This is a genomic window from Limnomicrobium aquaticum, assembly GCF_040545545.1.
Lineage (GTDB): Bacteria > Pseudomonadota > Alphaproteobacteria > Rhizobiales > Rhizobiaceae > Ensifer_A > Ensifer_A aquaticum.
In genome coordinates, this window is record NZ_JBEPMB010000001.1 from 896403 (window position 1) to 912016 (window position 15614).

Annotated in this window: 13 protein-coding genes; 9 read left to right on the forward strand and 4 right to left on the reverse strand. The window is 61.2% G+C overall.

Annotated features, from left to right (window positions below; genetic code table 11):
- The first annotated feature begins 25 nt into the window (after positions 1–25).
- From ABID16_RS04470 to recJ, 6 genes are all read left to right on the forward strand, one after another.
- Positions 26–325 (forward strand): hypothetical protein, encoded by a 300-nt coding sequence (locus ABID16_RS04470; protein ID WP_354555142.1) that lies wholly within the window; start codon positions 26–28, stop codon positions 323–325.
- Positions 326–496: 171 nt separating this feature from the next.
- The gene (locus ABID16_RS04475) at positions 497–1720 is read left to right on the forward strand and encodes an LL-diaminopimelate aminotransferase (protein WP_112693099.1); all 1224 of its coding nucleotides are present in this window, start codon (positions 497–499) and stop codon (positions 1718–1720) included.
- Positions 1721–1783: 63 nt separating this feature from the next.
- Positions 1784–3094, forward strand: a complete 1311-nt coding sequence (locus tag ABID16_RS04480) for a homoserine dehydrogenase (protein WP_354555143.1) — start codon at positions 1784–1786, stop codon at positions 3092–3094.
- Between the two features lie 255 nt (positions 3095–3349).
- Positions 3350–4552 carry an efflux RND transporter periplasmic adaptor subunit gene (locus ABID16_RS04485; protein WP_354555144.1) on the forward strand — a complete coding sequence of 401 codons (1203 nt, stop codon included), beginning with the start codon at positions 3350–3352 and terminating at the stop codon, positions 4550–4552.
- An 11-nt stretch (positions 4553–4563) separates the two neighbouring features.
- Positions 4564–6525, forward strand: coding sequence for a MacB family efflux pump subunit (locus tag ABID16_RS04490; protein ID WP_354555145.1), 1962 nt, complete (start codon positions 4564–4566; stop codon positions 6523–6525).
- A gap of 92 nt (positions 6526–6617) precedes the next feature.
- Entirely contained in the window at positions 6618–8420 is a 1803-nt protein-coding gene (gene recJ, locus ABID16_RS04495; RefSeq protein ID WP_354555146.1) for a single-stranded-DNA-specific exonuclease RecJ, read from the forward strand.
- Between the two features lie 2 nt (positions 8421–8422).
- Here recJ and ABID16_RS04500 read toward each other — a convergent pair whose 3' ends face one another.
- Positions 8423–8884, reverse strand: a complete 462-nt coding sequence (locus tag ABID16_RS04500) for a hypothetical protein (protein WP_354555147.1) — start codon at positions 8882–8884, stop codon at positions 8423–8425.
- A 343-nt stretch (positions 8885–9227) separates the two neighbouring features.
- Between ABID16_RS04500 and ABID16_RS04505 the strand changes: the two genes are divergently transcribed.
- Positions 9228–10232 carry a DUF2336 domain-containing protein gene (locus ABID16_RS04505; protein ID WP_354555148.1) on the forward strand — a complete coding sequence of 335 codons (1005 nt, stop codon included), beginning with the start codon at positions 9228–9230 and terminating at the stop codon, positions 10230–10232.
- Between the two features lie 139 nt (positions 10233–10371).
- Positions 10372–11127 carry a carbonic anhydrase gene (locus ABID16_RS04510; protein WP_354555149.1) on the forward strand — a complete coding sequence of 252 codons (756 nt, stop codon included), beginning with the start codon at positions 10372–10374 and terminating at the stop codon, positions 11125–11127.
- A gap of 28 nt (positions 11128–11155) precedes the next feature.
- Here the strand turns inward: ABID16_RS04510 and ABID16_RS04515 are convergent, their stop codons facing one another.
- Positions 11156–11599, reverse strand: coding sequence for a hypothetical protein (locus ABID16_RS04515; RefSeq protein ID WP_354555150.1), 444 nt, complete (start codon positions 11597–11599; stop codon positions 11156–11158).
- Between the two features lie 129 nt (positions 11600–11728).
- Positions 11729–13816, reverse strand: a complete 2088-nt coding sequence (parE, locus tag ABID16_RS04520; protein ID WP_354555897.1) for a DNA topoisomerase IV subunit B — start codon at positions 13814–13816, stop codon at positions 11729–11731.
- Positions 13817–14018: 202 nt separating this feature from the next.
- Here parE and ABID16_RS04525 point away from each other — a divergent pair, with 202 nt between their 5' ends.
- Positions 14019–14903, forward strand: a complete 885-nt coding sequence (locus tag ABID16_RS04525) for an alpha/beta hydrolase family protein (protein WP_354555151.1) — start codon at positions 14019–14021, stop codon at positions 14901–14903.
- A gap of 2 nt (positions 14904–14905) precedes the next feature.
- Here the strand turns inward: ABID16_RS04525 and ABID16_RS04530 are convergent, their stop codons facing one another.
- Entirely contained in the window at positions 14906–15604 is a 699-nt protein-coding gene (locus ABID16_RS04530) for a hypothetical protein (protein WP_354555152.1), read from the reverse strand.
- Positions 15605–15614: the final 10 nt, after the last annotated feature.

The following is a 15614-nucleotide window of genomic DNA, read 5'->3' on the forward strand; positions in this document are numbered from 1 at the left end:
TGTGTCTGTCGCTGCGGCGGCGCTCTTGTCATCAGCGATGCTTTCCGGCTGTATGTCGAGCGATGTTGCCAATAATACGCCGACGCCTGCAGGAATGAACAATTCCGGCATCTATCCCTATGTCGGGGAGAAGAAGGAAGTCGCGACAACGCAGATGAGCGACGCAGAGGCGGCATCGCAGGGCGCCAAACTGCAGGCGCTCGCCGATCAGCGCAAGGCTGGCAAGGTTTCCGAAGCCGAGTACAATCGCAAGGTCGAGGAAATGCGCAAGCTGAATGCCGAGACGCAGGCGGCCGGAAAGTCCGACGCGCCCGCCTCGAACTGAGAACGCTTGCGGGCGACACTTTGTCCTTGCGTTTCTTCGATTTTGGGCGATAAGCCTTCGCTTGTCCGGCTTGAGAGAGGTTCGCGCCGGGCGGAGCTTCACGAAAACCAAGACGAACCTTGCCAACTGCGACGGCGGGCCTGTCTCGAGGCAGCCGTCCTGGAGCCGATGATGGAAGAGTTTCACAAGGTCAGACGCCTGCCACCTTACGTTTTCGAACAGGTCAACCGTTTGAAGGCGAGCGCGCGAGCCGGTGGCGCGGATATCATCGACCTTGGCATGGGCAATCCCGACCTTCCGACCAACAAGTTCATCGTCGACAAGCTTGTCGAGACCGTGCAGCGGCCCGACACGCATGGCTATTCGTCGTCCAAGGGCATCCCCGGTTTGCGTCGCGCGCAAGCCGCCTACTATGCCCGCCGCTTCGGTGTGAAGCTGAACCCCGACACGCAGGTCGTGGCGACACTCGGCTCCAAGGAAGGCTTCGCCAACATGGCGCAGGCGATCACGGCGCCGGGCGACGTGGTGCTTTGCCCGAACCCGTCCTATCCGATCCATGCCTTCGGCTTCCTGATGGTCGGCGGCGTGATTCGTTCGATCCCGGTCGAGCCGGACGCGGAATTCTTCCGCGCCCTGGAGCGCGCGGTTGCCCATTCGATCCCGAAGCCGATCGCCATGATCCTCTGCTATCCGTCCAACCCAACGGCGACGGTGGTCGAACTCGACTTCTACAAGGACGTCGTGGCCTTCGCGAAGAAGCATGAAATCTTCGTGCTGTCGGATCTCGCCTATTCGGAAATCTATTTCGACGGCAAGCCGACGCCGTCGATCCTGCAGGTGCCGGGCGCGATGGATATTGCCGTCGAATTCACCTCGATGTCTAAAACCTTCTCCATGGCCGGCTGGCGCATGGGCTTTGCCGTCGGCAACGACCGGCTCATTTCGGCGCTGACGCGCGTGAAGTCCTATCTCGATTACGGCGCCTTCACGCCGATCCAGGTGGCAGCGGCGGCCGCGCTCAACGATCCGGATATCGAAGAGCATATCGAGGAAGTGCGTCAGACCTACAAGCGCCGCCGCGACGTCATGGTCGAAAGCTTCGGCCGCGCCGGCTGGGATGTTCCGGCGCCGGCGGCCTCAATGTTTGCCTGGGTTCCGGTGCCGGAAAAGTTCCGCCACCTGGGCTCGCTTGAGTTCTCCAAGCTTCTCATCGAGAAGGCGGAAGTGGCCGTTGCTCCCGGCATCGGCTTCGGCGAGCATGGCGACGATTACGTTCGCATCGCGCTTGTCGAGAACGAACATCGTCTCCGCCAGGCCGCGCGCAACATCAAGAAGTTCCTCGGTACGGCGGACGACACGCTGCACAACGTGATCTCGCTCGAGGCGCGCCGCTGAGTTTCTTCATCTCCTGCCTGCGGCAGATGCCGCAGGCCCATCAATCAAATTCGGGAATGACGCATGACTGATGCCCTGAAGATCGGCATTGCAGGTTTGGGAACTGTGGGCGCTTCGCTCGCCAAGATTCTTGCCGAACGCGACAACATGCTGGCAATTGCCTGCGGCCGCGCCATCAGGGTGACGGCGGTGACCGCCCGCGACAAGACACGCGACCGTGGCGTCGATCTTTCGAATGCACAATGGTTCGACAACCCGATCGAGATGGCCAAGTCTGCCGATATCGACGTCTTCGTCGAGCTGATGGGCGGGGCAGGCGATCCGGCCCATGCAGCGGTTGAGGCGGCGCTGACGCGCGGTCTCCATGTGGTGACAGCCAACAAGGCACTGCTCGCAGCCCATGGCGTGAAGCTTGCGGCGCTGGCCGAAGAAAAGGGTTCTATCCTCAACTTCGAGGCCGCCGTTGCCGGCGGTATCCCGGTCATCAAGGCGCTTCGCGAGTCGCTGACGGGCAATACTGTTTCCCGCGTCTACGGGATCATGAACGGGACCTGCAATTACATCCTGACCCGGATGGAGAAAGAGGGCCTGTCCTTTGCTGACTGCCTGAAGGACGCGCAGCGGCTGGGCTATGCCGAGGCCGATCCGACCTTCGATATCGAGGGCAACGACACGGCGCACAAGCTTTCGATCCTGACGAGCCTTGCCTTTGGCACCGAGATAGCAGCTGACGACATCTATCTCGAAGGCATCAGCAATATTTCGATCGAGGATATCCGGGCGGCTGCCGATCTTCGTTACAAGATCAAGCTGCTGGGTGTTGCCCAGAAGACCGACAGCGGCATCGAACAACGCGTTCACCCGACCATGGTGCCGCGCGACAGCGTGATTGCGCAGGTCGACAGTGTGACGAATGCCGTTGCCATCGAAAGCGACGTTCTGGGCGAGCTTCTGATGGTTGGTCCCGGCGCGGGCGGCAATGCGACAGCGTCCGCCGTCATGGGTGACATTGCCGATATCGCGAAGGCCCGACCCGGTGCGCAGGTCGCTCCGGCACTCGGCCGCCCGGCGAAGTCGCTGGCACCCTACACGCGCGCTGGCATGCGCTCGCACGAGGGCGGCTATTTCATCCGTCTGACCGTCGAGGACCGCGCCGGCGTGTTCGCGAGCATCGCGACCCGCATGGCAGAGAACAAGATTTCGCTGGAGTCCATCGTCCAGCGTCCCAACCAGGACGATCCCGACGGGCCGAAGACGATCATACTCGTCACGCACGAGACGATGGAAGACGCGGTGCGCAAGGCGGTCGCTTCGATCAAAGGCGAGGGTTATCTTGTCGGCGAACCGCAGGTCATCCGTATCGAGCGGCCTTAAGGCTGGAGTTCAGGCTGAATGCTCGCGCTTTTCATTGCGAGCATCTTTCTGCCGCGTTCCAGATATAGATGGTATTTGTTCATCCGGATGTGAGGCGGGCACCTTATCCGGATGGGGCATATGAGCGTGGCGTGTTGCGCTGGATCAAGGCTGGTATCTGCCGTCTGACGGCACCATATCATGACTATCCAGTCGGCGGTCGCATGCGTAATTCGTCAGGCTGTTTTTCAGCGTGGCGCCAGCCGGAAAGAGGACATGAAAGCCCGCCTGTTATTGTCTCTTGTTGTCCTCGCCCTGGTCGCGGGCGGCGGATATTTCATCTGGAAACGCTATTACACCACGGAAGCGCCGCGCTATATCACGGCGCCGGTGACGGTCGGGACCGTATCGGAAACGGTGCTGGCGACGGGCATTCTCAAGCCGCGCAAGATCGTGGCCGTTGGCGCGCAGGTGTCGGGGCGCATCATTGCGCTGCATGTGAAGCCTGGCGATGAACTGAAGGAAGGCGATCTGGTCGCCGAGATCGATTCCGTCTCGCAGAGCAATGATGTTCGCAAATCCAAGGCGGCACTTGCCGTCGTGCAAGCGCAGCTCGCAGAAAAGCAGGCCAATCTCGAAAATGCGAAAGTCGTGCTGGACCGTCAGCAACAGATTTTTGAGAGCAGGGCAGGCTCCCGCGCCGACCTGCAGACGGCTGCGGCCAATGTGAAGGTCATTGAAGCCCAGATCGCCGCATTGGAGGCACAGATCATTCAGGCGCAGGTGACGGTTTCCACCGCCGAAGCCAATCTCGGCTATACGAAGATCAAGGCGCCGATGACCGGCACCGTGCTTGCCGTCGTCAACCAGGAAGGCCGCACCGTCAATGCCAACCAATCCGTGCCGACGATCGTGATCCTTGGCGATCTCGACACGATGACCGTGCGCGCGGCCATTTCGGAAGCCGATATTGTGCGGGTCAAGGCCGGACAGAAGCTGCGCTTCAACGTGGTGGGCGACGCCGAGCGCTCCTATGACACCACGCTTGCGGCCATCGAGCCGGCGCCGGAATCAATAACCGATGACACGGCCGTTTCCTCGACCGCTTCCAGTTCAGGGTCCGGGTCGGCATCATCAACAACGGCTGTCTACTATGTCGGAACGTTCAACATCGACAACAAGGGCCGCAATTTCCGCACCTATATGACGGCGGAGGTGAAGATATTCATCGACGAGGCGAAGGATGTGCTGACCGTGCCGTCTTCCGCCGTGACCGAGGATGGGGATACCAGTTTCGTGCGGGTCCAGGGACCTGCCGGACGTATCGAGAAGCGCAAGGTCGAGGTGGGCCTCGACAACAAGACGACTGCCGAAATCCAGTCCGGACTTGAGAAGGGCGAGCGCGTTGTTGTTGGAGAAGGCGCTGCCCAACGCCAATCCTCGTCGTCGTCCGCGCGCCGCGGCCCCTCGCTGTTTTAAGGGGCGATCGGATGAGCGAGCCGATCATCGAGCTGAAGCGCCTGCGTCGCGACTATCCCTCGGGTGATGGTGTGCTGACGGTATTGAAGGACGTTGATCTGACGATCATGCGCGGCGAGATGGTGGCCATCGTGGGGCCTTCCGGTTCCGGCAAGTCGACGCTGATGAACCTCATCGGCCTGCTCGACAGCCCGACGTCGGGCAGCTACATCGTTTCCGGCCGGGAGACCAGCAAGCTTGACGGTGACGAGCGCTCGGCGCTTCGGCGCGAGCATTTCGGCTTCATTTTTCAGCGCTATCATCTTTTGCCGGAGCTGACGGCGCTCGGCAATGTAGAGGTCCCTGCGATCTATGCCGGGGCGGATCGAAAGCGCCGGCAGGCTCGAGCAGGCGAACTGCTCACGCGTCTTGGCATACCGGACCGCCTTGATCATCGGCCCGGCCAGCTTTCCGGCGGCCAGCAGCAGCGCGTCTCGATTGCCCGCGCGCTGATGAATGCCGGCGATGTGATCCTGGCCGATGAGCCGACAGGCGCGCTGGATCAGGCAAGTGGTGAGGAAGTGCTGAAAATCCTCGACGAGCTGAATGCCGAGGGCAAGACGGTTATCATCGTCACACATGACATGAATGTCGCGCGCCGCGCCGGTCGCATCATCGAGATTGCCGATGGGGTGATCATTGCGGACCGGATCAATGAGGAGAAGACGGAGGTCAACCTGGCCGTGCCTGCCGCCGGCAGCAAGGATGTCAGACGAGGTTTCGCGCTGTTCGGCATGGCGGATCGCTTCCGCGAGGCCTTTGCCATGGCGCTGCTTGCGCTCAAGGCGCACCGGCTCCGCACCTTTCTCACTATGCTCGGTATCATTATCGGCATCGCCTCCGTCGTCTGCGTCGTGGCGCTGGGGCAGGGCTCGCAGCGCAAGGTTCTGGAGAATATCTCGAGCCTTGGCACGAACACGCTGGAAATCTTTCCCGGCAAGGGCTTCGGGGATTTGCGGTCAAGCCGCATCACCACGCTGGTCGTTGCGGATGCCAATGCGCTGTCCGGCCTCTCCTATGTCAGCGCCGTGACGCCAACGGTCTCGAAGAATGCCACGGCCCGTTTCGGCGCGACAGCGGCGAGCGCACTGGTCAACGGGGTCGGTGCGCAATATTTCGATGTCCGCGGCTCCAAGCTCACGGCAGGCAAGCTCTTCAGCGAAGAGGACGTGGTCAATCTGACGCAGAACGCCGTGATCGATACCGATACGGCCAAGGCGTTGTTTGACGACGCGGGTGTCGATCCGATTGGGGAGACCGTATTTCTGGGCGACGTCCCCGTCCGCATCATCGGGGTGATCGCACCGCAGCAAGGCGGTTTCGGCGCGCGCAACAATCTCAATGTCTACATGCCCTATACGAGTGTGCAGGCGCGCTTCGATGGTCGGCGCGCGCTGCGCTCGATTACGGTTCGGGTTGCCGACGACGCGGCGACCGACATCGCGGAGGCCGGCGTCACGGAATTCCTCACCGACCGGCATGGCAAGAAGGACTTCTACATCCTCAATACGGACGACATCCGCCAGACCATCACCGAGACCACGCAGACGCTGACGCTGCTCGTCGCGGCAATTGCCGTCATCTCGCTGATCGTCGGCGGGATAGGGGTGATGAATATCATGCTGGTCTCGGTGTCGGAGCGCATCGGCGAGATCGGCGTGCGCATGGCCGTCGGCGCGAGGCGGGCAGATATCCTGCAGCAGTTTCTCATTGAGGCTGTGCTCGTCTGCCTGATCGGCGGGGGACTGGGCATAGCGCTGGCGCTCGGTTTTGGCTGGGCCTTCAACGCGGCAGGACTTGGGTTCACGCTGGTGTTTTCGAGCGAATCCATCACTGTGGCCTTCATCTGCTCCTTCCTGATCGGAGTCGTCTTTGGGTTTTTGCCGGCGCGCAATGCTTCGCAGCTCGATCCTGTGGCGGCGCTGGCGCGGTGAGCCCATTTTCCAACGGCCGTGTGGATATCGCCTGAAAGCCTTGACCCGCCGTGCCTCGCGATGGACAAGACGTCCGAGATGAAAGGCAGTCAATGGCACAACCGATCGATCCCGCGCCGCAGACATTCCTGAATGTTGAAAAATCGGTGAGCGGACAGCGCTGGGTATCGCGGCTGGGGCAGGCCGGGGAGAACCGTGCGCTTGCCATGGCGCAGCTGCATGGCATTCCCGAGCTGATCGCCCGCGTGCTGGCAGGACGCGGCGTGTCGGTTGAAGATGCACCAGCCTTTCTCGATCCCACCATCCGCAATCTGATGCCCGATCCCTCGACGCTGACAGATTGCGACAAGGCCGCTACGCGGATTGCGCAAGCGGCCCTGCGCGGTGAGCGGGTGGCAATCTTTGGTGACTACGACGTCGACGGGGCGTCATCATCCGCACTGCTCTATCGCTTCCTCGTCCATTTCGGCGTCGAGGCGACGATCTATATTCCAGACCGCATTTTCGAAGGCTATGGGCCGAACCCGTCGGCCATCGGGCAGCTGATCGACAACGGCGCGCAACTGATCGTGACTGTTGACTGCGGCTCGACGAGCCACGAGTCGCTTGCTGCCGCCGCCGAGCGCGGCATTGATGTCGTTGTTATCGATCACCATCAGGTGACCCACGAGCTGCCGGTTGCACATGCGCTGGTCAATCCCAACCGCGAGGACGATTTGTCCGGGCAGGGACATCTCTGCGCGGCGGGTGTCGTCTTCCTGGTTCTGGTGGCGACACTTCGGGTTCTGAAGGAGGCTGGCCACCCGGCGGCAGGCTCGATCGATCTTCTCTCCTTCCTCGACCTGGTGGCACTTGCAACGGTCTGCGATGTGGTGCCGCTCAAGGGACTGAACCGGGCCTATGTCGTCAAGGGCCTGATAGCCGCACGGCATCAGAAGAATGCAGGGCTTGCGGCGCTGCTCAAGGTGGCCGGTCTGTCCGGTCCGGTGACACCCTACCATCTCGGCTTTCTCATCGGCCCGCGCATCAATGCCGGCGGGCGGATCAGCGACGCTGCGCTCGGCAGCCGGCTGCTCACGCTCGATGATCCTGTGGAGGCTGGCGAAATCGCCGAGCGGCTTGATGGGCTCAACCGCGAGCGGCAGGCCATGGAAGCGGCCATGCTGGAACAGGCCGAAGCGGAGGTTCTGGCAGAATACGGCACGGCCGAAAAAGCGTCCATTCTGGTCACCGCCAGCACACAGTGGCATCCCGGCATCGTAGGCCTGCTTGCGGCGCGTCTGAAGGAGAAGTTCCAGCGCCCCGCCTTTGCTATCGCTTTCGATCCGTCCGGCAAGGGCTCCGGTTCCGGCCGGTCCATCGCGGGCTTCGATCTGGGGCGCATGGTGCGGGCCGCGGTCGATGAAGGATTGCTGATCAAAGGCGGCGGTCACGCCATGGCGGCCGGGCTGACGGTGGAGCGGTCAAAGCTGGGTGCCATGCGCGCGTTTTTCGAGGAACATGCGGGGAGCAGCGTGCTTGATATTGCTGCCGGTGCTTCGCTGAAGATCGATGGGGCGCTTTCTGCATCGGGCGCCACGCTGGAGCTGATCGATCTGGTCGAGCAGGCGGGTCCCTATGGATCGGGTCATCCACAGCCGGTCTTTGTTCTGCCATCTCATAAGGTCACGGACGCCAGGCAGGTGGGCGTCAATCACATCAAGGTCAGCCTCGAGGGGCTGGATCGCTCGCGGCTTGAGGCCATAGCTTTCCGGGCCATCGGCACGCCACTTGGCGATCTGCTCCTTGGCTCGCGCGGTGCGTCGCTGCATCTGGCGGGAACGCTTTCCGCCGATATGTGGCAGAGTTCGCGACGGGTGCAGTTGCGCATTGTCGATGCCGCGCGGTTGTTCTGAGCCTAGTCTGGTTCAATTCTGTCTCTCACGCATAGTCCCGCATAACCATCCCGCGCAGCTTGCGCCACCTGTTCGGTACCGGCATCATCTGTGACCAGTATTGCGATCGCGCCGGAGGCGCGGGCGGCAAGGGGCAGGCGGCGGCGCAGGTCGGCAATGAGGTCGCTTTTTCTGGACGCGCCCGAGGCAAGGGCGAGCGCATCGCCATCGAACAGAAGGGCAGCGAGGCCGGGAATTGCGCGGTTGAAGCTGGCGAGCGCGAGTGCCGCGGCTGCCGTGTCGAGGACCGCGAGGAGCGGCAGTGGCGCGGTGGTCCAATTTCGATTTGCCGCAGCAACGCGAAGCAGCGCGCTGGCCTTTTCGACGTCTGATGGCGCTTCTATTCCATCCAGATAAACGCCCTTCCAATGGTGATCGGACAAAGCCGCGATCAGGCGACGGTCTTCCGCAAGACTTCGCGGCATGGCAGCCGGCCAGAACCGCATTCTGGGGTCAAGGGTGCTTTCAGGAGATTGTGCGCTGACGACCTCGATACAATCCGGAAGTTTACGGAGAATGATCGTCATCGACGCCCATCGTGGTTAAGTCTTCACAAAACAGCATGGTAAAGGAATCTTAAACCAATTCAGGCCTAAGCTCACCACAGTTGAATACGAGTCTGTTTTCAGGGGCAAGCGGTTGATTTTCGGAACTTTCCTGCGTCGGTCGGACGGAACCAAGACCCAAAATCGGATTGAGCCGGTTGTTGCTCCCGTTGCGGAAGCAAAGCTGCCTGCGCTGGTCGGAGAGGATCGTCGCAGACTTGACATGGCTGCAACCTTTTTGCTGGACGATGTTTCTCCCAAGGTGCGCGTGACACTTGCGGAAGCGCTTGCCGACGATGAAAACGCGCCGCGACCTGTGATCCTCGCGCTGACGGAAGACCGAATCGACATTGCGGCCACAATCGTTGCCCGCTCTCCCGTTCTCTCCGATAATGACCTGATCGATCTTGTCGGGCGTGGCAGTCACGAGATCCGCTCTGCCGTTGCGGTTCGCGCCGTCGTTTCTGCGCCGGTTGCTGCTGCGCTTGCGGAAGTGGGCGGTCGGCTCGATATTGCGTTGCTGTTGCGCAATCCCGGCGCGCGCCTCACCCCCAATGTCATGGTGCGGCTCGCTTCGCGCTGTGGGAAAGACGCGACGATCCGTGAATTGCTTCTGGAGCGCCAGGAGTTGCCGGCGACAGCGCGGCATATTCTGATCGAGAAGATTGGCGATACGCTCTCGGATTCCGGTCTTGTCGCTGCTCTTATCCCGCCGCGCAAACGTGAGCGCATTCGCCGGGAGGCTTGCGAATCGGCGCTGGTGAGGGTGCTTGCCGGTGCCGGCGAGGCGGAGCTTGCGGAAATGACGGAACACTTGCGGGCAGAAGGCCGGCTTTCGACGATGTTCCTTATACATGCGCTTTGTGCCGGTCGCACGGCATTCTTTGCGGAGGTGATTTCCAACCTGTCCGGTGTGGCACGCGCTCGCGCCCGGTCCATTCTCGCGTCCGGTCGTCCTCGCGCCGTCCGCGCCCTGATTGAGGCAGGCGGGATCCATCGCGACCTGTCCGCCGTCTTCTGCGAGGCCGTCACGATCTGGCGGGAAGAGGGTGGCGACATACCAGGCGACGCCGGAATTTTCCTCCGGCTGGCCGAGCGGTGCCGGGGGCAGGGCGATCTGTCCGATGCGGGTCATGCGCTTATTGACGCTGTGGAGCGGCTGGCGATTTCCGAGATGCGCCAGATGGCGCGAGCCTATGTTCAGGAGCTATTGACCGAGGCCGCCTGAAGCACTCGATCGGCGCACTTGACGGCGAGTTGTGCAACCACTTATCAATATTTTGTTGTTTTAACATTTGTGCCCTGGGACCAATCGATCCTGTTTTGGATTTTCTTATTTTAGCTCGTGTCCCGGGCAGGGGGATATTATGAAGAGACGTGATTTGATGCGCGGTTTCATCGCGCTGGGTGGGTGTGCAGTTTGCGCAGGCTTGGCGCGTGCCTCGGAGGGTGCGCATTGGGAATATAAGGGTGAACACGGCCCGGATCACTGGGCCGATCTGGACAAGGCCAACGCGGCCTGCTCCGTCGGTGGCCAGCAGTCGCCGATCAACATCACGTCCGCCATCAAGGCAGAAGTTGATCCGATCACTGTGTCCTGGAAGAAATCCGCCGGCAAGATGGTGAACAACGGTCACACCATTCAGGTCAATATGCCGGAAGGCTCGTCGATCACCCGTGACGGCAAGGTCTATGATCTGTTGCAGTTCCACTTCCACGCGCCGAGCGAGCACCAGGTCGATGGCAAGGCCTATCCGATGGAAGTGCACTTTGTTCACAAGAACAAGAAGGATGGCGATCTCGCTGTTCTCGGCATTTTCATCGCGCCCGAACAGAAGCACGATGTCTTCTCGATGCTGGCGAAGAATTTTCCGCAGAAGGAAGGGGCTGAAGTTCAGCTTGACGCGTTCAGCGCGAGCGACTTCCTGCCGAAGGGGCTGGAATACTGGACCTATGAGGGTTCGCTGACTACGCCGCCCTGCAGCGAGGTGGTGACATGGATGGTGGCGCGCCAGCCGATCAGCGTCGAGGCTGTTTCGATCCAGGCATTCACCAACCTTTATCCGAACAATGCCCGTCCGGTTCTGCCGCTCAATCGGCGGCTCGTGCTCATGTCCAAGTAAGCGTTTCGATCAACGATCAGGCCGGACATCAGTCCGGCTTGATCTTGCGCACAACCCAGCTATAGCCATCCGCAATGACGTGCACCGGCGTTGTGACTGCCGTCTTCACGCCTTCGGTCGTGGGGATGGCTTGCTTGATAACGCCGAAGGTTCTTTGCAGAAGATTGGGCTTCTCTGGTTCTTTTGTCGCCGTCTCGGCAGTCGGGGGTAAGGCCGCCGCACCCTGTTGCTGTTGTTGATGCGCCGTATTGTCCTGCATCGCTTCGGCCTTGGTGACCTCCGGCGACTGGCAGATGGCGATCACCATGGGATATTTGACGTTGGAATAGCGCGCCAGTTCCTGTTCGCTATCCTTGTCACAGGCGGCGACGGTCTCCCATTTGGGTTCGCTCAGCGAAAGCTGTGTGCATTTCGTTGCGCTGTCGTCGCAGCCCATGATCGCCATGACGATCATCGCAGTCTTGACCTGCATCTCTTCCCGTCCATCCTCTGTCGCATCGCATAGGCAACGCTGATACGCCCGCCCGAAGCGTTATAAGCCGGAATATCACCGAACTGTGGCAGGCGTTCAACAGGTCTTCTGCCGGGCGGGTGCAACGCGTCAGATGTCGAGGTTTTCGGCGAAGGCGGCGCGGTCCTGGATGAAGCGGAAGCGGGCCTCCGGCTTGGTGCCCATCAGCGCATCGACCGAATCGCGCGTGCCCTCCGGATCCTCGCGATCGACATCGACACGCAGCAGCGTGCGCGTCTTCGGGTTCATCGTCGTTTCCTTCAACTGGTCGGACGACATTTCGCCGAGACCTTTGAAGCGGCTCACTTCGACCTTGCCGCGTCCTGTGAATTCCTTGGCCATCAGTTCGGCGCGGTGCCCGTCGTCGCGGGCATAGAGCGTCTTGCCGCCCTGCGTGAGCTTGTAGAGCGGCGGCACGGCGAGGAAGAGGTGGCCTTCGCGGATCAGCTCAGGCATTTCCTGGTAGAAGAAGGTGATGAGCAGCGAGGCGATATGCGCGCCATCGACGTCGGCGTCGGTCATGATGATGATGCGGTCGTAGCGGAGGTCTTCCTCGCGATACTTCGTCCGGGTGCCGCAACCAAGCGCTTGGATAAGGTCCGAGATCTGCTGGTTGGCGCCGAGCTTTTCGCGGCCTGCGCTGGCAACGTTGAGGATCTTGCCTCGCAAGGGAAGGATCGCCTGGTTGGCGCGGTTGCGCGCCTGCTTGGCCGAGCCGCCGGCCGAATCGCCCTCGACGATGAAGAGTTCGGCGCCATCGGCGGTGTTCTGGGCGCAGTCGGCGAGCTTGCCGGGCAGGCGCAGTTTGCGGACTGCCGTCTTGCGGTTGACTTCCTTTTCCTTGCGGCGGCGCATGCGCTCTTCAGAGCGCTCGATCACCCATTCGAGAAGCTTGTCGGCCTCCTGCGGGTTTCCGGTGAGGAAGTGGTCGAAGGGATCGCGCAGCGCGTTTTCGACGATGCGCTGGGCCTCGACGGTGGCGAGCCTGTCCTTGGTCTGGCCGACGAATTCCGGCTCGCGGATGAAGACCGAGAGCATACCATAGGCCGAGATCATCACGTCATCGGTGGTGATATTGGCGGCGCGCTTGTTCTGCGTGAGTTCCGCGTAATTCTTCAGGCCCTTGGTGAGCGCGATGCGGAGACCCGCTTCGTGTGTGCCCCCTTCGGGTGTCGGGATCGTGTTGCAATAGGAATTGAGGATCGCGTCGCCGCCGTACCAGGTAACAGCCCATTCGAGCGCGCCATGGCCGCCGGTCTTCTCCGTCTTGCCCGCAAAGATTTCGCGGGTGACGGTGAAGTCCTTGCCGAGCGAGGCCTGCAGATAGTCCTTCAGGCCGCCGGGGAAGTGGAAGACGGCCTTTTCCGGGATTTCGCCGCTTTCGGGCAGGATCGATGGGTCGCAGTTCCATCGGATTTCGACGCCGCCGAAGAGATAGGCCTTGGAGCGCGCCATGCGGAAGAGGCGGGCGGGCACAAATTTCGCAGCCGCCCCGAAGATTTGCGGATCGGGGTGGAAGCGCGTGCGCGTGCCACGGCGATTGTGGACGTCGCCCAGTTCTTCAAGTGGGCCTTGCGGAATGCCGCGCGAGAAGCGCTGGCGGTAGAGCTTCTTGTTGCGCGCGACCTCGACTTCGAGAACGTCGGAGAGCGCGTTGACAACCGAGATGCCGACGCCGTGCAGACCGCCGGAGGTCTCATAGGCCTTGCCGTCGAACTTGCCGCCGGCATGGAGCTTGGTCATGATGACTTCGAGCGTCGACTTGCCGGGGGCCTGCGGATGCTCCTCGACCGGGATGCCGCGGCCGTTATCCGTCACGGTGAGGAAGCCTTCGGCGTCGAGGCTGACTTCGATGAAGTTAGCATGGCCGGCCACGGCTTCGTCCATCGAGTTGTCGATGACTTCGGCGAAGAGGTGGTGCAGCGCCTTCTCGTCGGTGCCGCCGATATACATTCCGGGACGCATACGGACAGGCTCAAGACCTTCCAGAACGCGGATGGAGGATGCGCCGTATTCGTCGCCTGTCGACTTTGGAGGCGACGGCGGGGCGGGGATGGCCGCCAGAACCGGGGCTGCTGCGGCACGCGCAGGGGCTGCTGCAGCGACGTCCGTCTTGCGCTCTGCGCTCTCAGCGGCCTTGGGGGCCATGCTCGCAAAAAGATCGTTCGAATTATCCATCGTGCGGTATCTGGTGCTCAAGTCTGGTTTTCGGGGGCCGCATGAGTTCACATAGAAGGCGGCGCGAATCGTTTCCCAAATGTTCTCCTGTCTTGTAGCGCAGGCAATGGCACCGGGAAACCGTGAAAGCTGGCCCCGAAATTGCGTATCACCCGCCATGTTGGCAAGATGAGGCGGGTCAGGGAGTTCTCCGATGGGACGTATGTCCACAGTTCATTTGATTTTCAGGATGGTGGCTTGCTCAGTTGCAGCTTTGATTGCGCCATCTCTCGCCTGCGCCTTGGAGCTGAAGCCGTTCAAGGACGATCTGTTTTCCTATCCCGGCATCCTCGAAAGCAAGGACAACGGCGACTGGATCAAGGTCGATTACCGCAAGGAGCGGGACATCTACCAGCGTGACGACGAGCCCGAGCGGAAGGTCAAATGGCAATATGTTTCGCTGGGCGTCACCTGGAATCAATCTTTTGATGCGGTCGACATGGGAGGAGGGCGCAAGCTCGAAATCTTCACTGCCGGCAAGGTCGGGAAGCAGAAATTCAGCGTGGTCTTCATCCACGGCCGGGGCGTTGATCGCAAATTGGGGGCGAGCGACGAGCGTTTTGGCGGCAACTTCAACCGCCTGAAGAACCTCGCGGTGGAGAATGGCGGCGTCTATGTCGCGCCATCCGTCAAGAGTTTCGATGCGGCAGGCGCCGCCGATGTTTCGAAGCTAATCCAGGGCCTTTCGAAGACCTCCGGCGGCAACCCGGTGATCGTCGCCTGCGCGTCGATGGGAACACTGATTTGCCGCGAGATTGCGCGCGATCCGCAGGCCGTTTCAGTGCTCTCCGGCATGATCCTGATGAGCGGCATTGTGGACAGCCAATTCGACACGACGCCGTTTTATACTGCGCATCTGCCGCTCTTTTTCGCCCATGGGACCGACGACATTGTTTACAAATGGCAGGATCAGGACGGGCTTTATCGCAAGCTGCATGACAAGGGGTATCCGACCCGCTTCGTGCTCTTCAACACCGGCTCTCACGGCATACCGCTGAGGATGCTCGATTGGCGCGACACGCTGAACTGGTTCTTCCGCAGGTCCTGAGTTCAAAGCGACCGCAAGAGAACCTTGGTGGACCCGACCGCGATCGAGATCGACTGGTAGTGGGCAAGCCGAGCCGTCGAATTTTCCGACGAGCGAAGTAGCTGCGTTGCCGCTTCCTGGACGACCTTGGTCGCCTCGGCAAGGGCCTGGCGAACCTTGTCGCGACGCACGGCCCTATAGCTGCGGTTCAAGCGAAAGCGTGGATTGGCACCGGCAGGTGGCGTGAGGCGCGGCACCCTGGGATCGGAATACTTATCGACGATCCCGCCCAACTTGCCGGCCGCATTCGCAAGGATGCGCTTCGCCTTCAGGTAATCGCTAGAATCGGGCAGAGAATCTGCAACATGCTGCATATTCTGGCGGAGACAGTCGATGCGGTAGACATCGTCATAACGCCTGCACTCGTTCACGGCCGCGTTGAAATCTTTCGAGATCCTGTTGGTGATCAGCCAGTTGAGTTCGGTTTCGATGATCGCGGTGGAACCGCCACCGCTTGTTTCCGAAGTCTGAGTCCCCGAATCCGAGGGCGCTGCACTTGGCGCTGCCGATGGAGCTGCTGGCGCGGCCTGGGGCGCGGCGGCCGGGGCTGCCTGATTTCCCTGTCCTACTCCGGGACCTGCAGCTTGCGGAAAGGCGAGATCGGGCATGACAAGCCCGAGTGAAACCATGACCGCGAATGTCGTATTGACTCTGCCACGCATGCCGATTGCC